Annotated in this window: 20 protein-coding genes and 2 pseudogenes; 15 read left to right on the top strand and 7 right to left on the bottom strand. The window is 35.1% G+C overall.

All coding sequences use genetic code 11. The features are described from left to right. Nucleotides 1-137 precede the first annotated feature (137 nt). Nucleotides 138-726, top strand: a pseudogene (locus MKY17_RS16985) (transposase); the annotation flags it as partial. 207 nt (nt 727-933) lie between these two features. On the opposite strand, the gene MKY17_RS16980 reads toward MKY17_RS16985, so the two are convergent. Continuing rightward, a complete protein-coding gene (locus tag MKY17_RS16980) occupies nt 934-2,325 on the bottom strand; it encodes a cytochrome P450 (protein ID WP_098371679.1) in 1,392 nt (463 codons plus the stop codon). A gap of 368 nt (nt 2,326-2,693) precedes the next feature. Between MKY17_RS16980 and dfr the strand changes: the two are divergent. Then, nucleotides 2,694-3,189: pseudogene (gene dfr, locus MKY17_RS16975) on the top strand (DfrD/DfrG/DfrK family trimethoprim-resistant dihydrofolate reductase). A 66-nt stretch (nt 3,190-3,255) separates the two neighbouring features. Here dfr and MKY17_RS16970 read toward each other — a convergent pair. Then, on the bottom strand, nt 3,256-3,744 hold the full coding sequence (locus MKY17_RS16970) for a GNAT family N-acetyltransferase (protein WP_142323966.1): 489 nt from the start codon (nt 3,742-3,744) through the stop codon (nt 3,256-3,258). Nucleotides 3,745-4,030: 286 nt separating this feature from the next. Here MKY17_RS16970 and MKY17_RS16965 point away from each other — a divergent pair, with 286 nt between their 5' ends. The 3 genes from MKY17_RS16965 to MKY17_RS16955 all read left to right on the top strand — a co-directional run bounded on the left by MKY17_RS16965 (nt 4,031) and on the right by MKY17_RS16955 (nt 9,475). Continuing rightward, complete coding sequence (locus MKY17_RS16965) at nt 4,031-4,777, top strand: polysaccharide deacetylase family protein (RefSeq protein WP_098371681.1); 747 nt, start codon at nt 4,031-4,033, stop codon at nt 4,775-4,777. Between the two features lie 1,406 nt (nt 4,778-6,183). Continuing rightward, complete coding sequence (locus MKY17_RS16960) at nt 6,184-8,538, top strand: ABC transporter permease (RefSeq protein ID WP_098371682.1); 2,355 nt, start codon at nt 6,184-6,186, stop codon at nt 8,536-8,538. Nucleotides 8,539-8,707: 169 nt separating this feature from the next. Next, on the top strand, nt 8,708-9,475 hold the full coding sequence (locus MKY17_RS16955; protein ID WP_098371683.1) for an ABC transporter ATP-binding protein: 768 nt from the start codon (nt 8,708-8,710) through the stop codon (nt 9,473-9,475). A gap of 276 nt (nt 9,476-9,751) precedes the next feature. Here the strand turns inward: MKY17_RS16955 and MKY17_RS16950 are convergent, their stop codons facing one another. Further along, nucleotides 9,752-10,369: a cell wall hydrolase gene (locus tag MKY17_RS16950; RefSeq protein ID WP_098371684.1), complete on the bottom strand. Its 618-nt coding sequence runs from the start codon at nt 10,367-10,369 to the stop codon at nt 9,752-9,754. Nucleotides 10,370-10,942: 573 nt separating this feature from the next. After that, complete coding sequence (locus tag MKY17_RS16945; RefSeq protein WP_179891074.1) at nt 10,943-11,101, bottom strand: hypothetical protein; 159 nt, start codon at nt 11,099-11,101, stop codon at nt 10,943-10,945. A gap of 478 nt (nt 11,102-11,579) precedes the next feature. Between MKY17_RS16945 and MKY17_RS16940 the strand changes: the two genes are divergently transcribed. The 10 genes from MKY17_RS16940 (at nt 11,580) to MKY17_RS16895 (ending at nt 22,191) form a co-directional block, all read left to right on the top strand. Continuing rightward, entirely contained in the window at nt 11,580-12,581 is a 1,002-nt protein-coding gene (locus MKY17_RS16940; RefSeq protein ID WP_339200200.1) for an iron-siderophore ABC transporter substrate-binding protein, read from the top strand. A gap of 354 nt (nt 12,582-12,935) precedes the next feature. After that, nucleotides 12,936-14,144, top strand: coding sequence for an MFS transporter (locus MKY17_RS16935; RefSeq protein WP_098371687.1), 1,209 nt, complete (start codon nt 12,936-12,938; stop codon nt 14,142-14,144). A 90-nt stretch (nt 14,145-14,234) separates the two neighbouring features. Next, nucleotides 14,235-14,516: a hypothetical protein gene (locus MKY17_RS16930; protein ID WP_098371688.1), complete on the top strand. Its 282-nt coding sequence runs from the start codon at nt 14,235-14,237 to the stop codon at nt 14,514-14,516. Nucleotides 14,517-15,269: 753 nt separating this feature from the next. Further along, nucleotides 15,270-16,892: a nickel ABC transporter substrate-binding protein gene (gene nikA, locus MKY17_RS16925; RefSeq protein ID WP_098371689.1), complete on the top strand. Its 1,623-nt coding sequence runs from the start codon at nt 15,270-15,272 to the stop codon at nt 16,890-16,892. 20 nt (nt 16,893-16,912) lie between these two features. Next, nucleotides 16,913-17,857 carry a nickel ABC transporter permease subunit NikB gene (gene nikB, locus MKY17_RS16920; protein WP_098371690.1) on the top strand — a complete coding sequence of 315 codons (945 nt, stop codon included), beginning with the start codon at nt 16,913-16,915 and terminating at the stop codon, nt 17,855-17,857. Further along, entirely contained in the window at nt 17,854-18,684 is an 831-nt protein-coding gene (nikC, locus tag MKY17_RS16915; RefSeq protein WP_098371691.1) for a nickel ABC transporter permease subunit NikC, read from the top strand. The genes nikB and nikC overlap by 4 nt, the downstream gene beginning before the upstream one ends. A gap of 19 nt (nt 18,685-18,703) precedes the next feature. Next, nucleotides 18,704-19,531, top strand: a complete 828-nt coding sequence (nikD, locus tag MKY17_RS16910; protein ID WP_098371692.1) for a nickel import ATP-binding protein NikD — start codon at nt 18,704-18,706, stop codon at nt 19,529-19,531. A 33-nt stretch (nt 19,532-19,564) separates the two neighbouring features. Further along, nucleotides 19,565-20,386 (top strand): nickel import ATP-binding protein NikE, encoded by an 822-nt coding sequence (nikE, locus tag MKY17_RS16905; protein ID WP_098371693.1) that lies wholly within the window; start codon nt 19,565-19,567, stop codon nt 20,384-20,386. Nucleotides 20,387-20,488: 102 nt separating this feature from the next. Next, complete coding sequence (locus MKY17_RS16900) at nt 20,489-20,878, top strand: tRNA-dihydrouridine synthase (protein WP_142323967.1); 390 nt, start codon at nt 20,489-20,491, stop codon at nt 20,876-20,878. Nucleotides 20,879-21,162: 284 nt separating this feature from the next. After that, entirely contained in the window at nt 21,163-22,191 is a 1,029-nt protein-coding gene (locus MKY17_RS16895; protein ID WP_098371695.1) for a D-alanine--D-alanine ligase, read from the top strand. Between the two features lie 524 nt (nt 22,192-22,715). Here MKY17_RS16895 and MKY17_RS16890 read toward each other — a convergent pair. From MKY17_RS16890 to MKY17_RS16880, 3 genes are all read right to left on the bottom strand, one after another. Further along, nucleotides 22,716-22,913 carry an IDEAL domain-containing protein gene (locus MKY17_RS16890; RefSeq protein ID WP_098371696.1) on the bottom strand — a complete coding sequence of 66 codons (198 nt, stop codon included), beginning with the start codon at nt 22,911-22,913 and terminating at the stop codon, nt 22,716-22,718. 498 nt (nt 22,914-23,411) lie between these two features. Continuing rightward, the gene (locus MKY17_RS16885) at nt 23,412-24,038 is read right to left on the bottom strand and encodes an FMN-dependent NADH-azoreductase (protein ID WP_098371697.1); all 627 of its coding nucleotides are present in this window, start codon (nt 24,036-24,038) and stop codon (nt 23,412-23,414) included. A 71-nt stretch (nt 24,039-24,109) separates the two neighbouring features. Beyond that, complete coding sequence (locus MKY17_RS16880) at nt 24,110-24,694, bottom strand: DUF3238 domain-containing protein (RefSeq protein WP_098371698.1); 585 nt, start codon at nt 24,692-24,694, stop codon at nt 24,110-24,112. Between the last annotated feature and the right edge of the window lie 134 nt (nt 24,695-24,828).

Here is a 24,828-nt window from a genome sequence, read left to right as displayed (position 1 = left end):
TTCACTGTCTTTTATAGATTGATTATCATGTTCAAACCTTACTTAAACTGATCAACAATTAGTAAAGCTCTTTTTGCCTATTAATCTTTAGGACAAGTTTTATAATCGGCCTGATATTCCGCGAGAGTGTTATGTAGTTCTGTCCTAGCCGATCGGTTCAAGGGGCATGGGAAAAGGCAAAAAAAATAATGGACTCCGCATCTCGAAATCCATTCCAAAAAAACGTGTATGAAAGTCACGTAAGCAATCTTCGTATGTATATTGAGTTGCTTTTTCATTACCAGGGACACCTCTCTGATTTGGAAGGTCGTATAGTGGCCCTGGCAAATGAACTGGAAGAATATAAGATCATCCAATCGCTTCCCGGTATAGGAGAAAAAATCGCAGCCACGATTATCTCTGAAATTGGTGAAATCGATCGGTTTAATCATCCGAAAAAACTGGTTGCCTTCGCTGGAGTAGATCTAAGTGTTCACGCATCGGGGAAGTTTATGGAAACCATTAATCGTACAACTAAAAGAGGTTTGAGCAGGCTAAGTCATTCTCTGTATCTTGCCGTACTATCGGCATAAGAAGTTCATGGAACAAAAAGCTTAAAGCAACCTATGATAAGAAAAAATCAGAAGGAAAACCTGCCAAAGTACAATCGTTGTCTGTATTAATAATTTGTTTCATTGGATTTACGCTCTATTAAAGAGCAAAGAAACGTTCCTAGATTTAGCCTAATTAACGGTTTTGTGAAACAGAGAAAAATCCTTCCAAAAATAGTATATCATAAGGGGAATGAAATTTTTAGAGAAAGATATTGACATCCTATTAGCTGGTTTACTTCAAAAAATTGGGGTGATGCTGCAGTCTTTTTTATGGAACTAAGGGGGGATCTTCCCTAGGTGTAGAGTGACAATTTTGTTCATTAATACAACTTATATTCCTTTAAATTTCAGAAGCTTCTGGTTGGATACCTTCTATATTTCTTTCTTCGACTACCATGCGCAATCCACGTTTCGGTCTGAGTGTAATAGACGGAAGTGGTTTTACTTCATGATGGTCCGGCGCAAGCCTTATCCGATATCGTTGAGCAATGCACGCTAGGACAAGCACAGCTTCCATCATTGCGAAATGATTACCGATACAAACTCTCGCACCTCCGCCAAACGGAAAGTAAGCGAACTGAGGTAGAGTTTTCACAAAGTTGTTTTCAAATCGCTCAGGATTAAAAGAATCTGGAATATCAAAATACTCAGGCTTGTGGTGCATAACATACTGACTTATCAAGATCATATCGCCTTTTTTAAAATGATATCCTCCTATTACTACATCCTCCTCCGCTTTCCGTGATACGATATAGCCAGGCGGGTATATACGCATTGATTCCATGATAATATTTTGTGTGTACGTTAATTTCATATAATCGCCAGGTGTAGGGTTACGATTACCGATTACGCTATCTATTTCATTGAAAAGTTTAGTTTCCACATCAGGGTGTTGTGAAAGCAAGTATAAGGTCCAGGAAAGTACGTTTGCAGTTGTTTCGTGACCGGCAAGGAAAATGGTCATTAGCTCATCACGTACCTGCTGGTTTGTCATAGCTAAACCATCCTCATCATCTCGAGCATCCATTAGAATCCCAAGCATATCCTCATGTCTCTCTGCATCTGCCCTACGTTTTTCAATAAAGCTATAAATCACTGTATCAAGTCTTTGTATCGAATTTTTAAATTCACGGTTATTTTTAGTTGGAACCCATAGTGGCAATTGAAGAAGTGTTCTCATCCTTTTAACAGCAATTCTCATAGATGATTCTATAGGTTCCCCGAGCTCGTCATATCCTTCTTTGAGGTTCATACTGAACATGGTCTTGCTGATAATACCGAGAGCAAGGCTCATCATATCCTCCGTCATAATCCGTTCTTCCCTGTTTTTCCAAGTGGAAATATAGTTCATTGTTATATCAATCATATCCTGTGCATAATTGCTAATATGAGACTTTTTGAAAGCAGGTTGAATAAGCCTTCTTTGGCGCATGTGAATTTCTTTTTCACTTGTAAGAAGGCCTTCTCCAAGTAATGGTTTTAAAGCATGGAAGTCCTTAGATTTCAAGAAGGATTTTTGTTTTGTTACAAGTACCTGCTTAATTAAATCTGGATTTGAAATGAAGTAAACATTTTGGAAAGGTCCAAAACGAATTTTAGCAACATCTCCATATTCTTTTGCTAAGTGGGTAAGAAAGCCAAGTGTATCTGAAATAAACTCCTTTGAATGGCCAGTAATTAGTCTTCCTTTTGGGCCCTTGGGAGAATCATGTGAAAAATCTGTGTCACTCAATGGTTTGTTTCCTCCATTTCGATATAAGTACTTTTAATCATTCTATGAGGAAAGTATTAATTGGTTTGGACAGGTTGTTAAAAAGAAGACCAATAAATACAATATTTTTTAAAGATAGTTAATCAATTTGAATTCAAAGTGTTTATGAAATTGTAAAGACACCCATCCCTTGGTTGTCACTTTTTTTTGATGAAAGCAGGTATGTATGGAACTAACTTACAAAAGTTAATCTTGTTGAACTAACAAATATGGGGTTGGAAACAGCTCCATTTTCCTATGCAACTTCCGGGGCAGGATAGTGGAACAAGGAATTTCAATAGATATCAGAAATTACATGGTAAAATAGTTAAAAAAAGGCTGTGTTATATATGAAAGTATCTTTAATTGCTGCGATGATAAGGATAGAGTCATTGGCAAGGAGAATGACATCCCTTGGAGAATCCCGAAGAATTGGGGTATGTTAAAAATACTACAAAGGGACATCCAATCGTATTAGGCAGAAAGAACCTTGAGTCAATCGGAAGGGCTTTACCTGACCGAAGGAATATTATTTTGACGAGAGATAAGAGTTTTACCTTTACCGGTTGTGATATTGTCCATTCAATTGAAGATGTTTTTGAGTTATGTAAAAATCAAGAAGAGATTTTTATTTTCGGGGGAGAAAAGATTTATAATTTGTTTTTGCCTTATGTTGAGAAAATGTACATTACAAAGATTCATCATGAATTTGTAGGAGATACTTTTTTTCCAGAAGTTAATTTCGATGAATGGAAAGAAATATCAGTTGAAAAAGGGATTATGAATGACAAAAACCCTTATAACTATTATTTTTATGTCTGCGAAAAAGAAACTTTTTTCAGCTAGATGCAGAAGAATATAAAAGTTTAATGGCACTCATATACATTAAATTCAATATACTTTTCATTAGTGCTATTGATAACCAGTCAATTGATATTCGATCCATAAATTAGGGTCATAATAAATACCAAAATCGTTTTCTCTATCAATTTGAATAGGCTGTAAAGCACCTTGAATAACATATCTGCCACTCTCACGAAAATGCATACTTGTCCATTCTTCGCAATCCTTTATGGTCCCAGTAACAGTAAAAGCTTTATAAATTGGTCTTACAATCTTTGCCCCCAGCTTCCAATGAGTTCGAATCCAAGGGTCAAATGGTGTATTATCCTCTCGTTTCCAATGGACGTAGTTATCAAAAGGTGTAAGTGGATAATCCACTTTAAAACTAGGCCGAACGGGTACAATTTTTTCTACCCCTTTTTTATTTGCTAACTTTTTAAATTCCGATAAGAGTCTTTGGCTTAATCCAGATTTCTGATAGTCGGCATGGATAGCGATATTCATGGCAAACAAAGTATTTACTGAATCTGGCTCTTTGTTCTCAACTCCTTGAATCAATGTATCTGTCCATTTAACAGGAGAATGAGATTTTATTCTTAATGAACTTACGGGTGCTTTACTTCATTAAGGGAGTTGCTTTGGCAGCTCTTTTTCTTATAGAGCTAATGTGGCAGTTAGTCTGATTCCTTAGTGTTTTAAGAAATTAGTTTTTCATTTGGGATTATCAAAGTCACCATTGATCAATGGGAGATAGAATCAAATATGGGAGAAATCATAATAGAACTATGCTTTTGAGGCACAATAAATTGAAAAGATATAAAAAGGATGCAAAGCGAGGGATTTTATGAAAAAGGTTGTAATGTTTTTCCTATGTCTTCTTATCTTAATTCTTCCATCACAAGTTTTTGCTCAACGAAAAGTACCTATTTTAATTTATCATTCGATTGACGAGTTTACTGGGCAGGGCTCTAAGGAGCTATATGTAACTCCTGATAATTTCCAGAAACAAATGATTTATTTAAAAGATCATGGTTACACATTATTAAATTTTGATCGTTGGCAAGACATTTATAAAGTAAATAAACCCATTTTCATTACCTTTGACGACGGATACAAAAACAATCTGAATGCATTTGCTATCTTTCAAAAACTTAAAAACGAACGTTTTAAACCAAGTGGTACCATTTTTGTTATTTCTGACTTTATCGGTCGTTCAAACCGATTATCTAAATCGGATTTAAAAATGATGGCTGATTCGGGTATAATCTCAATCCAGTCTCATACTGCTACACATCCTGATTTGACGGAAATAAAAAATTATGAATATGAACTGAAAGAGTCCAAAGAAAAAATTCAAAAAATAACAGGCAAACCAGTTATTGCTCTTGCGTATCCATACGGAAATTTCAATGACAAAGTCGTAGAAGAAACGAAGAAATATTATTTATTTGGAATTACGACAACTCCTGAACTATTTTCTGAGAAGGGCATAAAAGACGAACTTTATCTTTTACCACGAATTTATATCAAGTATTCAACTACTATTGATGACTTTGCAAAGATAGTTGAAGGCGGTTCCTATAACAGGTAATCGCTTTTTCTTTTGGAACCAAGGGAAAAGTACTTAATATTTTTTATAAGCAAATGGGTACGGAAAATAGGAAAACATCAAATATAATTCAAAAGTTTAAGGAGATAGATATTGAACTAATTGGGTGATTTATGATTGAAGTTCTTTAAAAACAATGGAGTTGATAATTTGATGTCGAGAGTCGCCAAACTCATTTAATATCTTTACTGTATTAGTAATTAGCGATAAGTTTTGCTTTTCATATAATGTTTTGACCAATTTGAAAGTTGCAGAACTAGGATTTCTATCCGTGAATTATTTGGGTGTAATTACAATTCCGTTGATACATATAACTTGTACGAAATTCACCTGTTTTCTATTGGGTGAATATAATAGTATATTATGATATTTGGAAGTTTTTGGTCGTAAGGGTCCTCATATTTTAATTTATTAGTGACAAGTGTTCAATTGTCTCTTTTGCTGCTTGATAACTATTTGATTCCTGAAGAATTTTCTGGTGTTATAAAGATAATACTTAAGAGTTTCCTCAGCACAAGCAGAAAGGTACTCGCCTTGAGGAGTAAAACGGACACCGCTTGAAACACGCTCTTTTTCTGTTATTTTTTTTTTAGAGAGTTAATATCGATTTTGATCAAAGCTATCATACTGAGGAAGTTCAAAAGGTTCAATGGTCATAATTAAGTATGTAGTCTTACTCAAAGATTGGCTACTCGGATATTCACTAAAAGGCATAAAATAAAAAGAAACATAGGCGATGGTTAATAGGCCTATTGGGTGAGCAGTTAGGAATAAAGAATTAAATAGATCTCGACTGGGGAATAGTTAAACCTTGGGTAGATATGAGAAGTGGTCAGTCGGAGATTCATATTTCCTTTTAATAAAATGCTAGGTGAATATTTTTTTGAGCCTTGTTCAACTAAAAGGTGCAAGAGTTGAAGATCCAGCTGCCAAAGATTCTTGGTGGCTTTTTCTTATTAAGCTAACGTGGCAGGTTAGCTTAATAAGAAAATAATAAATGTCGAAATCTACATCTAAAGTTGTATGGAAAATTCAGCCTTAAGATGTATCAAATATTTCCATTAAATTGTTATATTTAAATAAGTGGAAAGCGTTTTCTTTAATGAGTTTGTATCGATCGTCAGTTCTTTTTTATTATGCTAACGGTGCAGTTTAGTTGAAGTAGGAATGTAAATGAATATCTAATTTTTGTAAACCATAAAGGATTTTAGTATCCCCAATTGAAGTAGTAAAAGATACTGGGTTTAGCAGAGGAAAGAGTGAGTATTAATAAATATCTTTTTATATGTTTAACGTTGATTTTGTCATTCTTGCTTAGTACTTGTTTTGGAAATGAAAAGGTTATAGAAATAGAAAAAATATTATCTATGTAGGAAGGAGGAAAAATTTTGTTTTTAAAAATTGTAAAGAATGATTTCATCAGGAATAAAATTGTAAATATATCAGTATTTGTATTTATAACTATGGCAGTTATTTTGGCAGCTAGTGCAACAAATATCATTGCCAATCTGATTCAGTCGATGTCGGAACTTCAGGAAAGTGCAGTCCCAGCTGATATTACGCAGATGCATTCCGGGGAATATGACCAGGAAGAAATCGATCAATTTACGGAAGAACACCGTGAGAATATAGCGATGCAGGAGACGATGGTTCTTTTGACTTTTGATGGAAGTAATATTCATTTTGACCAAAATCAAACGATGGCTGGAACTATACAGGATATTTCATTTGTCGTACAGAATAAAAATTTTGATTTTATATTGGATATGGATAATGAAAAGCTGGATGTAACAGAAGGGGAAGTGGCGGTTCCCATCTATTTCATGCAGCAATATGACTTAAAAATAGGTGATACGATTACGGTGAAAAGCGGAGAGTATGAGAAAGAGTTTGTCATTTCAGATTATGCAAGAGATTTTGAGATGAACTCTTCCCTTACTTCTTCGAAACGGTTTGTGATTAATCAGGCAGACTATAATGAAATGCTTTTAAGGCAGGCAGGGGAACTGGAATATCTGATCGAATTCAAACTGCATGAAAACGGGGATTCTCAAGGACTTCAGACGGCATATATCGAAGAAGGCCTTCCAGCAAACGGTCCTACAGTCGGAGGAAAGGTATTTCTGTTGTTTAATGCCATGTCAGATGCGGCAGTTGCAATGATTATTATACTTATCAGTATTCTGCTGATTATTATCGCTTCGCTCTGTATCAGACTTACGTTTCTGGCAACGATTGATGAAGATTTAAGAGAAATCGGTGTGATGAAAGCAATCGGAATATCCAAAAAGGCTATAAAGAAGGTTTATCTTAATAAATACAGAGTCATGTCAGTAGCAACAGGTATCATAGGCTATCTGCTTTCCTTTGCAGCAGTAAATCTGTTTAACGGTAATATGAGACTTTACCTTTCTTCGGATTTATCAGGAAACTTTAAATATGTACTATCTTTTATCGCTCCATTATTTGTATATTTCATGATTGTGATGTACTGCAAGAATGTACTGAAAAGAATCGATAAGATTTCTGCGGTGGAAGCATTGCGTTCAGGTATCATGGACCGTGGAAAGAACCGAAAATACAGTTTTCCACTGCTTAAGAACAAATTCTTCAGCACCAATATTTACATGGGACTAAGGGATGTATGGAAACGATTCAAATTATACAGGTTACTGTTCTTTATTTTTATCGTATGTACGTTTATTGTCATACTTCCCATAAATATTTATAACACCATGAATTCACCTGAATTTTCCACATACATGGGAATAGGAAAATCCGACATGAGAATCGATCTTCGAAGGACAGATACGATTACAGAAGATTTTAAAAAGCTGCAGGAAGAGCTGAAAAATGATTATGATATTGAAAAGTATGCGGCCTACATCACATGTTCCTACCAGGTCAAAAATGCAGCAGGTTCCTGGGACTATATTAATATTGAAACCGGAGATTTTTCAGTATTTCCATTAAAATATCTGGAAGGAAGAGCACCGCAGGGTGAAGGGGAAATCTCACTTTCCTATGCCAATTCGTCAAAAGATGGATTAATCAAGAAAGTGGGAGATGAGGTAGTCGTAAAGGTTGCCGGGACAGAAAAGACTTTGAAAGTAACGGGAATTTATCAAGATATTACAAATGGCGGGAAAACAGCAAAGGCGCATACCAGTCTTGGTTTAAATGAAGAGACCGTTCTTTGGTATATTGTGAGCATGGATGTGGCTCCAGGCGTTGATGTTCGTGAGAAAATGGACTACTACCAGAATACCTATGATTCTGCGCAGGTAAATGATATCAAGGAATATACCCAACAGACTCTGGGAAATCTTATTGATCAGATGAGCACAATTGTTATAGGCGGAATCGCAATTGCAGTAATCATTGCAGTATTGATAACTGCATTATTCCTTAAGATGATATTGTCAAAGGATATGTCTCAGATTGCAATCATGCGAAGTGTGGGATTAACTTCTAAAAATGTTAGTCATCAATATATGTCAGGTACTTTGATGGTACTGATATTGGGAATCATATTTGGAGTGTTGGCTTCTAATTATTTAGGGGAGTTTCTTGTAAGTATGGCCATGTCCTCTATGGGAGCTGCAAAAATTGAATTGGTTCATGTTGCATGGCAGACTTGGCTGCTATGTCCGTTAGCGCTGATTGTAGTAGTTGGATTTACTATATCTGTGTGCTGTAAGGTAACAGTAGAAGATGATTTATCAGCAGTTTTAAGAAGTTAGAACGGCTGAAAAAGGTCCGGGCAGGAGGCGTAACTGCGAAGGTAGAAGAAGTCTCCTGCGTGAAGGCACCGATGCAGAAAAGAATGCAGATTCCTGAAAAATAAGGCGATTCCGGGGTGCCTCTGTGGATATAGACTGTGATTAAATGTTTGACATTGGAGGAATATTTATGAGCACTATATTAGAAGCAAGAAGTATGAACAAAAAAGTAGAATTAGGAAAAGATAATGAGCTTGATATCTTAAAAGATGTAAGCTTGGAGATAGAAGAAGGTGAATTCGTATCGGTCATGGGGCCATCCGGAAGCGGGAAATCAACACTGCTATATAATGTAAGCGGTATGGATAGAATGACTTCTGGTAGTGTGAAATTTAAAGGCCGTGAAATCGGCAGACTAAAAGAAGAAGAACTGGCAAAGATTCGAATGAATAACATGGGATTTATCTTTCAGGATATTAATCTTTTAAAAAATCTGTCAGTGATCGACAATGTTATGTTTCCTGCTCTTGTATCAAAAGATGCGGATAAAAATGCGATACATCAAAAAGCAAAAAAACTGTTAGAAATGACAGGAATTGAAAAGCTTGCAGATAATACGATCACTCAAGGCTCTGGTGGACAGCTGCAGAGAGTCGGCATCTGCAGAGCATTGATAAATGATCCGGATATCATATTTGGAGACGAACCGACCGGATCATTAGATTCCAAATCGACAGAAGAGATTATGTCAATTCTTGCAGAGATTAATAAAAAAGGGACAACCATAATGCTCGTTACGCATGATGGAAAGGTGGCAGCAAAAACCGAAAGAGTATTGTTTATGGTAGATGGAAATATTGTGGCACAGAAGAAAATGCGTAAATACGATGCGCAGCATGACGATATTAAGGGAAGAGAAGAAAGTATTATGAAATGGTTAGTGGAAAATGGATTCTAATTTTTCATTTTTTATCAATATCCCAGGCTTTTTTCAAGATGAAGGTCGTCTTTTTTATTCCACAAGATAGTTTGTGAAATATTGTCCTTAAACTATCGGGTGCGTTAGCTGAAGATAGGGGCTGTCTTTAAGGCAGTTTTTTCTTATGGGGGTGTCACCAAAAAGGTCGGGCAAATACTGCCCGACCTTTCAACTATACCACACGACATAGTTAATGGGATATTTATAATACGAAACTATAAAAATATCATTCCTCAATATGTATGTAGATTAGTTTTACTTTGCAAATAAGTGGTTGCCTATTCTAATGACTGTTTTCCTTGTGAAAATCCATTCATCTGTTGCCGAGGACGGATTATAATAATAAACAGAACCATGAGTAGGATCCCAACCTTGTAATGCATCAATAACAGCTCGATAAGAATAGCTATTTGGGGTCAAATAATATTGCCCATCATGTACAGCTGTAAAAGCATTTGTCTGGAAAATAACATCGTAAGTATTTTTAGGAAAACCTGGCGTTGACATTCGGTTCAAAATTACTGCAGCGACAGCTACTTTTCCTTCATAAGTTTCTCCTCGAGCTTCTCCATAAACAACCCTGGCCATCATTTCAATACTATTTAATTTTTGTTGTGTTTGGAATCCAAAAACTCCATCTGGTAATATTCCAGAATCTAGTTGAAGTTGTTTCACTGCATGATCAGTAATTGAACCATAATACCCTGTTGGTTGACTGTTAAAGTAACCCATTTTCTTTAAATTTTCTTGTAAGTCATAAACTGCTTGTCCTTGACTTCCATTGTGTAAAATTTCTTGAGCATAGATTGAATTTGGTATAAAAAACATGAAACAAATAAAAACAACAAACGACATTTTTTTTACATTTAACATAAAATAATACCACATCCTTCGATTCATTTTCCTACTATTCTACTTTATCATACAAATAAAATAGATTTATCTTACATTATTCCTATTTTAAACCAAAAACCGAAGAAATTTTCAGACGAATTTGTCTGTTTAGTGGGGTACCGCCTATCGCCATCAAGCTAAGAAAAAGGATTATATCCATAACGAAAAAATAAGCTATTCTTTCTGTAAATGTTGCTGAAGATAGCTTTTTTTGTTTTAGGGTATAAAGAAATTTTAACTTGATGGGCATGCGGCAAGATCCCTTATGCAACTAACGGGGCAGCATTCCTGTAATTAAAGAAATGTGAAAAAGGACAAGTTTGTGAAGAAGTGTACTTAAACTAAAGGGTGCGTTAGCTGAAGATCAGAGCTGTCTTTAAGGCAGCTTTTTCTTTATGGAACTATCAGGGCAAGATAGTTGGAGAAGGTCTTTATTGTTCAGATAGAGAATAGTATTAGGTAAAGGTTGATTAAAGAAATTTAATATTAGGAGGATAAAATGGTTGATAATAGTTATGAGAAACAACAACTGAAAAAAGTCAGAACTTATATTTACATCACGATAGCATTACTTTTTTCAATGATATTTATATTTGTTAGCATTTTATTTTTGTATTTTCCTATGATAGGCATTTTAGACATTGTGTATTTTCCATCAAAACTCGCAATTTTCTCATTCTTATTTTCAATTGTATTTTCTGTTTTAGCCATAAAAAATCTCTTTGGTAAGATATTGTTAGTATTAAACATATTTCTAATGCTATTTATGATTTTTTATGGGCCATAAATAGATACAAGAAGACTATCTTAGGGTGTAATAGTCAGGCTGTAGTTTAGACAGTCTTTTCTTGTGTAACAACGAAAGCAGTGTAAATAGTTCATTATTGTGAAGTAATTCACTTAAACTAAAGGGTGCGTTTGCTGAAGATCGGAGCTGTCTTTAAGGCAGCTTTTTCTTTAAACAATTAAAGGACTAAGAAAACTAGTGCAATTTATTAGACGGTAAAACCGTCTTTTTTTATGTCACAGTATGTATCAACTCAAAAATATTAAGTTATATACACTCATAATTGTCTTAGAGTACAAGAAACGTCATTATATCAATATTTAATTGACAAAATGTATGTTTGTACATTAACATAAATGATTATGATAATCATTATCGATTAATTGAACATGGAGGTTTACAATGAGGTTTACCATTAGTACATATTCAAAAACTATTTTTCTATTGTTATCAGTCTTTTGCTTAGTTTGTTTAGCAGGTTGTGGTAACAATGAAGCTGGAACAAAGAGCACAAAGTCTTCTGAAAAAGATGAACAATCGTATACTGTTAAACATGTTATGGGAGAAACAACTATTCCTGAAAATCCAAAGCGTGTTGTCGTTTTAACAAATGAAGGAACAGAAGCACTTTTAGCAATGGGCGTAAAACCTGTAGGTGCTGTGAAATCTTGGCTTGGTAATCCATGGTACGATCATATTAAAGATGACATGGATGGTGTGGAAATTGTAGGGACTGAGCTTGAGGTTAATTTGGAAAAAATAGCTGCTTTAAAACCAGACTTAATTATCGGAAATAAGGTACGTCAAGAAGCCGTTTACGATAAATTAAGTGCAATTGCTCCAACTGTTTTTTCTGAAACTCTTACAGGGAATTGGAAAGAAAATTTTAGTCTATATGCAAAAGCAATCAATAATGAGGACAAAGGCAATGAAGTATTACAGCAATTCGATCAACACATTGCAGATGTAAAAGAAAAGCTAGGTGATAAGGTAAACCAAGAAGTATCTGTTGTGCGTTTCCTAGCAGGCACGTCATATATTTATTACACAGATTCATTTTCAGGCGTGATTTTTGACCAATTAGGATTTAAACGTGCTGAGCAACAAAAAGACTTATTTAACGCTGACAATAAGCTGGGTAATTTTTCCTTGCAAGTCGGAAAAGAGGCTATTCCTAAAATGGATGGAGATATTCTATTCTACTTCACATATGCCCCAAATGGAGATAAAGAAGCAACAGATACTGCAAAAGAATGGACAAGTGAAGCTCTTTGGAATAATTTAAATGCAGTAAAAAAAGGAAATGCATATGAGGTGAGTGACGCCGTTTGGAATACTGCTGGCGGTGTAATTGCAGCTAACAAAATGTTAGATGAACTTGAAGAGATCATGACTAGTAAGTAAAATTTCAAAGGTTCTATCACTTTAGGGGAAAACCGGAAAGTATATTCATACTTTCTGGTTTTTTCTCTTTTTTCGCAAACTATTAGTTAACAGAAGTGTTGTTTCAATGTGGGTGACATAGATATCCTTAGATTGATGCTAGACCTTATTTAAGCATTCAATTACAGTATTTCAAATGAATTGTGAAGTCACAGTGGATTCACCATCTGGAACATCACTATGTATTCCCCATGGAAGAAGATGAAAGGTAATTCAAATGACAGGAAAAGTTTATAAGTCTGCTATTTCGTTTGACAACTAAATTTAAGATTCTGTATGGTAAATGAGATAGTAAGGATAAGGGAGGAAATACATGTGAAATATACACCGTTATCATTTCAGATGATTCAAGTGTATATACTTTCTATGCTTTTTTTTACAGCTAGTTCTGTTTTAACAGTCATCTTCCCTTTACAGGCCTCCACTAGTGGTATGTTAGAAGGCGAAATCGGCATCATAATGGGTGTATATATGCTTGTATGTATGATTTTAAGACCATGGGCAGGGCAAATGGTCGCTAAGTATAGTGTATTTACAATTATGAAATGGCTTTTAATAGGGCACGTAGCTACATTGTTCATTTATATTAGTTTTGGTATTGATAGCTTATATGTTGTTCGCGTGCTACAAGGCGTAGTAACGGCCTTTTTCTCAATGGCTATTCAAATGGGAATTTCAGAAACACTTCGAGAGGAAGAACGTGGACAAGGAATGTCGATGTATTCTTTATCATCGGTTATGCCGAGTTTATATGGACCGGCTCTTGCATTACTGTTATGGTCGCAGGCAGATAAAATATATTTACAACTATTTATCGTAGCTTTAGCAATTTTTCCACTATTCATTTTTATTCGTTCACCTTTGCCAAAAACAAAACAACCGAATGCGTCATTTACGTTATTTGAAATCATGAGTGCTCTCAAGGAAGCAAGACATCACAAGGGATTGATTATTTCTTCAATTACCATGCTGGTAGGTGCTTGTATATTTGGAGCGATTTCAACATTTTTACCCTTGTACATGGTTAATGAAAATGTAGGGAATGCAGTACTTTATTTATTCTTACAATCAATTGTTGTGGTTGGAAGTCGTTTTATCCTACGAAAACGTATTCCATCAGATGGTAAGTGGCATCCGAAATTTATTGTGCTTGTCTTACTTTCTTCTTTTGTGGGAACAACAATTCTTGCTGGTGGTTTCATGATTGGACCTTTCATATATGTTGCAGCTTTATTTAATGGATTGTCATCTGCAATGCTATATCCCTCTTTAACCACTTATATTTCATTTGTAGTACCAACAAAGTCTAAACATATTCTACTCGGTGTCTTTCTCGCTTCATATGACTTAGGCTTTTCTTTAGGGAGTCTTGTGATGGGATTCATCGTTCAATTTGGATCATTCTCAATCATGTATGCGACATGTTCTGTACTCGCTTTGTTTGTAATGGGAATAATAGCTTTTCAACGAACCCAAAAGAATAACCCTAAAAGTTTCGAGCAACAGTTATTTTATAAACAATAGGAAATACCTAATTTTGAAAAAAATTCTTTTGATATTAATAACCTTTTGCCTGCTGACAAATTTTGTATTTAATGAGGAGGAGATCCTTATATGAATCTAGTCTTAGGTCTGGATGCTTCAAAAGAGAAAAGTCAGGATCAAGCATTTCTAAATAAGGGAGAGCCATATTGTAAGAGTTTTAGTGTTCAGTATACTCTAGATGGTTTTTTAAAAAGTAGGAAGGCAAATTCAAATGATTCTTTAACTTTTTATTGGGCTTTAATTGGCAGGCAAATCAAAATACGAGGAACTTCATTTTGCATGGGGAAAGATCAAAGTTCAAAAGATTTTTTAGAAAGAGGGGAAGTTGCCCGTGCAATTGCTCTTCAATAAGAACAGAGTGATGTTTTGTCTGACAGAAAAGTTCTAGAGGAAGCATTACTAAAGCAATTTGAGCACATAAAAAATGAACCGAGCAGAGTTGACCCCCATTGTTGTTTATATAAAGTTACAGCATAGGAGGTAGAATTTTGGCAAGGTGATAGAGAAAGGAATCATATTCGTTTATTATATCGAATTGAAAATAGTAAGTGGATCATAGAACTTCTATGGCCATAGTTTATAACTATCTTTTGAGACCTAAATTGAAATAGCTTTGTTGTTCAATTAAAAGGCGCGATTCTTTAATAAGAATCGATTTTCTAAATGCACTAACGGGTGCGTTCGTTGAACAAGAACCCCAGAAAAAGGACCTCCCAAGGGTCCTATATTTTTTTACTGATTGTCAACATTTCCGTTTAACAGAGCCTTTCAAAAACCCGAATAAACGAAGTGCTGATTTCTATTAAAGAGAAATTGGTACTATTTTCAAAGAATACAGTCGTCCTCCATGTAAAGTGTCTAACTTTTTGCTATATCTGGTTTCACACGTAATTGTATATCCGAATCTCGCTTTGTAAGACTACCTGGTACAGCTGTATTCCCAATTTTCTTTAAGGAAATAGAAGGAACCTGATCCTGGTGCAAATAAGATTTGTTATAAACATATTTATATTTTTTGTGAGTTTCGACATTATATTGACAATAATATAGTTACTCATTAGAATTGAAAAAGATTCTCAATATGGTACAGGAGGCACCAATGTTATGTCAAAACGAAGAAACAGCAAACAAGTGTTATTTATATCTACCATCGTTTTAATTTTATCAACGTTTTTACTTGGATGTACAAATGAATCAAAAGAAAATTCAACTTCAAATAAGGACAGCAAAGACATGCTTACTTTTGCTTGGCCTAGGGATATAGGTGAAATGAATCCGCATGTCTATAATCCTTCTCAATTATTCGCTCAATCGATGATATATGAACCTTTGGTTAGCTACCAAGAGGGAGGCGAACTGAAACCACAATTAGCTGAATCTTGGGAAATTTCTAAGGATGGGAAGGAATATACGTTCAACCTGCGTCAAGATGTGAAATTTTCTGACGGTACAAGCTTTAATGCTGAAAATGTGAAAAAGAACTTTGATGCTATATTGAAAAATGTTGATTTACATAGTTGGTTGGGCTTTATTCCGAAAGTGGATCAAACGGAAGTAATTGACCAAAACACGTTTAAACTAACATTAAAGGAGCCTTATTATCCTACTATTCAAGAGTTAGCCGTCGTTCGTCCAGTCCGTTTCTTAGGTGATGCTGGATTTCCTAAAGATGGTGACACTTCAAAAGGTGTTACAAAACCAGTCGGTACCGGTCCATGGGTTTTGGAAGAATATAAAGCAGATGAATATGCTATTTTCAAACGCAATGAAGATTATTGGGGTGAACTTCCTAAAGTAAAGAAAATCAAAATCAAGATCATTCCTGATGCTGAAACCCGAGTTCTTGCTTTTGAAAAAGGTGACCTAGACCTTATTTATGGTGAAGGTGTTATCAGTTTAGATGCGTTCAAACAATTAGAAACAACAGGTAACTATGAGACTAGTATTTCTGAACCGGTTGCAACAAGACAACTAGTTATGAATACGAAGAAAGAACAGCTTTCAGATTTACGTGTTCGTCAAGCGTTACAATATGGATTTAATAAAAAAGCAATGGTTGACGGAGTTACTTCTGGGCTGGAAGAGAAGGCAGATTTTATTTTACCGACAAACTTCCCTTATACTTCAGACCTTGATATAAAGCCGATTAATTATAATGTTGAAAAAGCAAAAGCTTTATTAGATGAAGCAGGATGGAAGCTGCCAAAAGGAAAAAACGTTCGTGAAAAAGACGGAAAACCACTTGAAATCGAGTTAATGTACGACTCTGCAGAATCGATTCAAAAAGCAATGGCTGAAACATTACAATCTGAGTGGGCGGCACTAGGTGTTAAATTAAATATCGTTGGTGTTGAGCTTACGGTACAAATTCAAAGATTTAAAGCTAATGATTTTGAATTGAATTTCTTTAGTAACTATGGCGCACCCTATGATCCTCATACTTTCGTAAACATCGTTGGTTCAGAAGGGTTTGGATTTAGCGAAGCCATTTCATCTTATCCGAACAGAGATAAGTTGTTAAAACAAATTGCAGATGTTCCTCGAACAACAGATGAAAAAGAACGTCAAGAACTTTACTCAACTATTTTGGAATCACTACAAGAACAAGGAGCGATTGCACCTATTTCTTATATTAAGAAAATAGCTGTTTATCAAAAAGATGTATCTAATTTTACATTCCCTGCTAACCGGGATGAACATCCATTCACAGGAATTAGCATCGAGTAGTAAGTTACAGGAGGGTTTTCATGGGCACTTATATCTTGAAACGAATTATGGCCATTATTCCCATCTTTCTTTTGGCCAACCTTCTAACGTTTGGAATGATTCACCTTTCACCCGTGGACCCAGCTGAGGCATATTTATCGGCAGCACATATCCAACCCACAGATGAGATGTTGGCTCAGAAAAGACATGAGTTTGGCTTAGATCAACCTCTCCATGTTCAATATGTAAACTCTATCATTAAGATATGCCAATTTGATTTTGGCATATCTTATGTTTCGAATAAACCTGTTTGGGACGAGGTTACATATCGAATGCCAGCGACCATTCAGTTAGCTTTAGGTAGCATCATATTAGCGATCCTGGTCAGTGTCCCTCTTGGTTTTTGGGCAGGCATTAAGAAAAACAGTGGAATTGACCATTTTAGTCGACTTCTCTCTTTTTTCGGGGCATCGATCCCCTCTTTTTGGCTTGGTTATTTATTGATTTTTTTCTTTTCTGTTAAACTCGACCTATTCCCTGTTGAAGGAATCGGGACTTGGCAACATCTGGTTCTCCCTTCCATTACTTTGGCTTTGCCATTAATAGCTTTGTATACTCGACTATTACGTGCTAGCGTTCTTGAAAATTTACAGGAACCTTATATCCTTTTTGCTCGCACAAGAGGGATTCATGAAAAAGTGATTATGGGAAAACATGTATTGAGAATAGCCATATCTCCTATGATTACTGGACTAGGGATGAATTTAGGAAAGCTACTGACTGGAACCATTATCGTCGAAGCGGTCTTTTCCTGGCCAGGATTTGGTCGTTATTTTATTGAAGCTATTTTTAATCGGGATGTTCCTGTCATTCAATGCTATGTGCTTTTAGCAGCGGGCCTATTCATTATTAGCAACTTGATTGTTGACCTTATTCAAATGTGTATCGATCCACGCATCTCCAGAAAAGGAGGGCAACGTCAATGATAACAAGTCTTCGCATTATGATGAGAGGTCAGAAAGTGATTGTCCTTTGTTCGATAATATTGAGCTTCCTATTTATAATCACCATCTTGGCTCCTTGGATTGCACCTAATGATCCTATTGCTGTCAATTTAGCTAATAAACTACAGCCCTCTTCCTTTGAGTATCCATTGGGAACTGATCATTTAGGAAGATGCACGTTATCACGCCTCTTATATGGAGCTCGCATTTCGTTAGGATTTGCCACATTAATCTTTATTTCATCTTTAGGCATCGGTTTGATTGTTGGAACCATTGCTGGTTATAAAGGCGGATGGGTGGACCAAGTGCTAATGAGACTTTGTGATGGTGTTATGGCATTTCCGAATCTTTTGCTCATTCTTGGACTTGTTGGTATATTGGGACCTGGCCTTAAACAAGTCATCTTGGCATTGATGCTTGTGCAATGGGTGTATTATGCGAGAATATTCCGAGGAATGGTACTTAGTCTGAAAGAACAAAACTATATAGCGGCAGCTAAAATAAGCGGTTCTTCTCAATGGAAGATAATAAAGAAACATATTGTTCCAAATGTTCTCCCTCCGCTCGCTGTTATGGGTACATTAGAAATGGGCTGGGCCATCATGGATATATCCGCCATGTCGTTTCTAGGTTTAGGTGTGCAACCCCCTACACCAGAATGGGGAGCAATGATTCATGAAGGGAAATCGTATATTCGGACGAATCCAGAATTAATGCTATATCCAGGTTTGATGATTATGCTCGTTGTAGTCACCTTCAATTTATTAGGCGAAGCGCTATCAGAACGTTTTGGAGTCAAACGTCGTTAATAAAAAAGGAATGAGAAGATTGAGAACAGAACAATCGAATGTATTAAAAGTGAGCGATCTACATGTACAAGTACAAACAAAAGATGGTGCTTCCACCCTAGTTCAATATATTAATTTTGAACTAAAAAAAGGGAAGGTACTAGGTCTTGTAGGGGAAAGTGGGAGTGGTAAAACTGTTACGAGTATGTCCATTCTACAGCTTCTTGATCGGAATACAACGACGATTGAAGGTAGCATTACCCTCCAAGGACGAGAATTGAATGGTTTAGACGATAAAGAAATACGTGAAATTCGTGGCAAGGATATTGCCTTTATTATGCAAAATCCGATGAATTCATTTACGCCTGTTTTTACAATTGGAAATCAATTTATCGAAACGATTAGGTCTCATACCTCATTGAATAAAAAGCAAGCAAAAGAGCTTGCCGTCGATGCGATGCAAAATGTAAACCTGCCAGATCCCGCGAAACTATTAAAAAGCTATCCATTTCAATTGAGTGGAGGTATGCTTCAACGCGTGATGATTGCGATGGCCGCATGTTTAAATCCTTCTGTTATTATTGCTGATGAGCCGACAACTGCACTCGACGTTCATAACCAATTACAAGTACTTCGCCACTTGGATAAAATTCGTTCTGAATATGGAACATCCATTTTACTCATTACTCATGATCTGGGTGTCATTTCTGAAATGGCAGATGATGTAGTCGTTATGCAACATGGCAGAATTGTAGAATCTGCAAATGTATTTGAATTATTTGATAATCCGCAGCATGAGTATACAAAGAAACTGCTAAATGCCCGCCTTATCTTAGATCATGAGGAACCTATCACCCATATGTTGTGATATATAGATTGCATTCTTTTGAGGGGTGAATAAATGAGTTTATTACAAGTAAAAGCAGTAACTCATAGCTATAATTCTCATACGTTTTTTAAATGGAAAGACCATTCAAAAAAAGTACTCACTGACATTTCCCTCTCTATTGACGAAGGAACATGTTTAGGACTACTTGGGACGAGTGGAGCTGGAAAAAGCACATTAGGAAAAGTGATTCTTGGCTTAGAACGTCCACAGCAAGGACAAGTTCTGTTTCAAGGGCATGATATCTATACTGCTGATAAGCTTATTCGGCAAAAGATACGCCGAGATCTACAAGTCGTCTTTCAAGATTCGTATTCATCTGTCAATCCACGAATGACAGCCGAGCATATTATAGGCGAGCCATTAGAAAACTATGAAAAACTAACCGTAGCCGAACAAAAAAGAACCGTTATTGAGTTATTGGAAAGAGTAGGCCTAAGTGAGAAGGATTTAAAAAAATACCCACACCAATTTAGCGGTGGACAATTGCAAAGAATTAATATTGCTAGAGCAATCTCTCTTAAGCCGATGCTAATCGTCTTAGACGAATCCGTAAGTAGTCTGGATATGGTTAATCAAACACTAATTTTAGAATTATTAAGCGAGTTAAAAAAAGACTTCGGCTTATCTTATCTTTTTATTACACATGATATTAAAGCGGCCTATTCAATCGCTGATACTCTGGGTGTACTAGAAAAAGGAGAATTAATCGAGCTTTACGATTCTAAAAATCAGTTTTTTTCATCAGAACATCCTGTCGTCAAACAGATGAGAGGTTCTATCCTTGCTGAGCATCCACGTTTTCGTTCTCTTCCAACGAGGATTAACAAGACCTAATCTAGAATTTATATTTATTGATTGGAAGGCCTCGATTTCAACTTGAAAATCGAGGCTCTTGTTTATATTTTTTCTGAAGAACATATTGGAGGGAAAAGATGAATCGGTGGCACTACAGAAAATAGGGTTAGGTTATTAGTAGAAATAATTCAGGAAGTTAGGAAAGCGGTAGGAGAGGACTTTACTACTGGTATTAGAATTCCACAATCAAAAGTGAATGATTACCCCTATAAGTGGTCAGGAATAGATTCACTTGTAGCACTTGCAAAAGTGAATAGTCTATTACCTATTATCGCAAACGGACAGTTAGCGAAGCCAGAAAGAGCTTCTGAAATTATTAATAATGGTCATGCTGATATTGTAACTTTAGGTAAAGGAGCATTGGCTAATCACGACTGGGTAAAGAAAGTTCAAAATGAAGAACCTTTAGAAGAGTTCGATTCGGAAAAGGTATTACGACCAACTGCTGTTATTAAAGATTTCGAATTGTAGGATGAAAAAAATGGACAAGCTAATTCTTTTTATCGAATTAGCTTGTTTATAAATGTGTTCTAATTGAGCTAACGGGTGCGTTAGCTGAAGATCAGAGCTGTCTTTAAGGCAGCTTTTTCTTTATGGAACTATCGGGGCAGTTTAGTACAAGAAGGACTGGTGCAAAGTTTATCCGAAATAAGACATAATTGTTTATGAAACTTTTTCCATTTCCATTCTTAATATATAATGAATGAGGTGAAACTATTTAATTAATAGAAAATAATCGTCATAGGAGGTAAAAAATGAGAATAGTTGTATTAGCTGGCGGATTAAGTGATGAAAGGGATGTTTCTCTTGCTTCTGGTGCTCAAATTTCTAATGCTTTAGTTTCAAAAAATCATGATGTATTATTACTAGATATTTATAAAGGTTTACAAGATGTTTCTGATTTTGAATCAGCTTATAAAAAATATAGAAAAGAAACATATACTTATAATGTGCCTAAAGAAAAACCTAATTTGGAAGTATTACGAAAACAGCAAAATAATCAAAAGTCTTTAATTGGTTCTAATGTGTTAGAAATTTGTCAAGATGCCGATATTTGCTTCCTTGCTCTTCATGGTGGAATTGGTGAAAATGGACAATTACAGGCCTTATTCGATATATACGGTATTCAATATACTGGTAGTTCCTATGAGGGCAGTCTATTAGCGATGAATAAAGTAATTTCAAAAGAATTAATGGCTTTTAATGGGATAAAAACGCCAAAATGGGATATTTATGATTTCGATAAAGAATTACCAGAAATTAATTATCCAGTAGTTTTCAAGCCAAATGACAACGGTTCTAGTATAGGAGTGATAATTCTTAATAATTCTGATGAACTTCATAAAGCATTAGAAGAAATAAAGGACATTTCAAATACTATTCTAATTGAAGAAAAAATAGATGGTAGAGAGTTTTCTGTTGGCATAATTGGAAATGCTGCTTTACCTGTTATAGAAATTATTCCTAAGAAAGGTTTCTTCGATTACCAAAGTAAGTATCAAGTAGGTGCAAGTGAAGAAATATCTCCTGCAAATATTCCAAATAGTCTAGCTGAAGAATTGCAAAACACGGCGTTAAAAGTACATAATTTATTAGGATTAAAAGTCTATTCTAGAATTGACTTTATTGTTGATCAGGATAATGTAATTTATTGTATTGAAGCGAATTCTCTTCCTGGTATGACGCAAACTAGTTTATTACCTAAAGAAGCCCATGCTAATCAAATAAGTTATGAAGATTTATGCGAATTACTAATAATAGAATCTTTCAAGAAATACTCATAAGAACAAGAGATATCATACGTAAACAAAAGCAGTGTGTAGTCAGTGCTTTTGTTTTTAGAGTCTTACAGTTTAATATCGTATTATTAGTAGGTACGAATCTGTAGTAAGAATTAAGTGATTTTATAAGTGAGGTCAGATTTTAGTTATTCAATTAAAGGGCGCGATTCTTGAATAAGGTTCGCTTTTCTTATCGAACTAAAGGGTGCGTTAGTTGATTAAGGCACACAAAAATAATCAATTATACTCAAATCACTCTTTCTTATTTTTATAAAAAGAGATAGGTTATTAAACATAGAATAATGAACAGAGTTTTGTTAAGAGAAAGGCAATAAAAAACGTCCTTTTCAAAACGAACAGTGGTGTGTTCAGAAAAGGACGAGTTTTGGAACAAATAATAACATATTTATAATATCGTGCTTAATCGATAAAAATCAAATAAACGCCAATCCCTTATAGATATGGGATTGGCGTTTTGGCGTACTTCTTAAAGTTACAAATATGTTAAGTTCATTTTAAACAACATTTTAAGAAATGTTTTTCAATTCCTCTGTTAATCGTAGGAATTCTTCTTTGTTTTGATCCTGTAATGACTGGTCAATCTCTTTTCGGATTTGCTCTTTTCGGAAATTAAGAAGGGATTTGTTTAACACCATTTCAGCAAATTCAGAATCCATGACGTTTATTTCAGGTTGTGGTGTTGTATTAGCCAAATTCTTTTCCATAGGAAACCAACTCCTTTACCTTTTTTCTATTATACCAATAGTTTTCAGACTATTCAAATATTTCGCTCAGTAGTTCCAATGAAATAATTATCGTGTAAATACATTTAATTATCACCAAACAGAAAAATACTAGTTTTAGAAAAAATAATAACTTATTTATGAAATGTTTGCTTTTTTACTTTTGTTCAGCAATCGGGCCAGATTGTGGAAGATCATTTTAAAAGAAAATTCGATATTTGTTGGTGAGATTTTGAAGGATTGTACTTAAGCTAAAGGACAGAATAGTTTAAGAAGGAAATCAATTTTATATATATTTTGTCCATCAAGTTTTCATTGTAATGTAATCCTTCTTTCTATCGTTTTATAAGATTAAAATGGAATTATTACATCAATTGGGTTCTAACTCCTCCAAAAGTAGCAAGATAAGCGAATAAAAAAGCAGTACCACCGCTATAAAAGTGTTGGTACTGCTATATTGAGTGACAAGTTTTGTATTAATTAGAACGTACTTGCTACTTTAACAGCTTTTTCAAGCCCTGCAGCAATAATTTCTTCTGCTTTATCTGAGAATTGATTGTGACCTTCAATCACTACTTTCTCTATATTTTTTACACCGAAGAAGCTCATCATACTTGCTACATATTTAACAGCCATTTCTACTTCAGCTTTTGGTCCTTCAGAATATACACCGCCACTTGCGTTTAATAATACAATTTTCTTATCTCCAATCAGACCTACTGGACCTTCTGGCGTATATTTAAATGTTTTGCCTGCGCGGTTTAAATAATCAATATATGTGTGTAGTACAGCCGGAATTGTTAAGTTCCATAATGGGAATCCAAACACAACTTTATCAGCTGCAAGGAATTGTTCTAAATATTTATCAGCAACAGTTACTGCTTTTGCTTCTTCTGCTGTTAAATCAAGTCCTCTACTAGCCTTAAATGTACCGTTAATCATATCTGCTCCTACATATGGCAACTCTTCCTTGTATAAATCAAGTTCTACCACTGTATCATTTGGATGTGATTCTTTATAGCTTGCTAAAAAAGCCTCATATAATTTCACACTCACCGCTTGGTTTGCGGGGCGATTGTTTGCTTTTACAAATAAAACTGTTGTCATTCTCTTTTCCTCCTGTTACTCGCTCTTATGTTGTTATATATTTATTCACTAAAAAGGGAATCCTATTGTCTTTACAATATCTTTTTAAAACTATATTCCATGTCTCCACCTAGAGCTTCAGCTGTATCACCAGTTTCTCTGAAGTCATGTGTATGAATCTTTTCAAACAGACCAAAGTTTACTTGCTTATAAAATTCATAACAAGGGAATCCGTCATGTGCACCTTGAATATCGATAGTACCATCTTTTTTGACATGTATAGTTAATAGATAATCAACGGGAGGTGCATATACATTTAATGGGTTGCTAGCACTAGCACTCATTTGAAATTTGACGTCATCTGACCTCCATACAACATCAGTGCACAAAATACCTTCTGTACTAGCTTTTCCTGTTTTTTTATTAACGGAACCAGCAGGAGTTGTGATTCTTTCTGTTGTTATGCCAGTATTCGCATATGTGAAGATTTCTTTTTTATAAAAATCTACAACTACTTCTTGTTCAATTCTGGAACGCATAGCGTTTACAGCATATGGTGTAAATTCACGTGAGTCACCTTCGAATTGAATCACGTTTCCTGTTTGAGTATCCTTCTTAGGTTCAGTCCAAGACATTGGAATAAATACACTTGCTCTAACTTTAACAATGTTAGTCATAAGAACCACCTCTGTAATTCAAATTTTATTTTGGGTAATTCATAACTTTGAGCCATTCAGCAAAACAGGCCGCAATTTCTTTCGTATAAATTATTGCTTTTCCTTTAATATTTGCTGCTTGTAAACTTCTACTT

Source organism: Peribacillus sp. FSL P2-0133 (assembly GCF_037975445.1).
Lineage (GTDB): Bacteria > Bacillota > Bacilli > Bacillales > DSM-1321 > Peribacillus > Peribacillus simplex_E.
The sequence above is the reverse complement of the archived record's forward strand: the minus strand, read 5'-3'. Positions and strand labels throughout refer to the sequence as shown.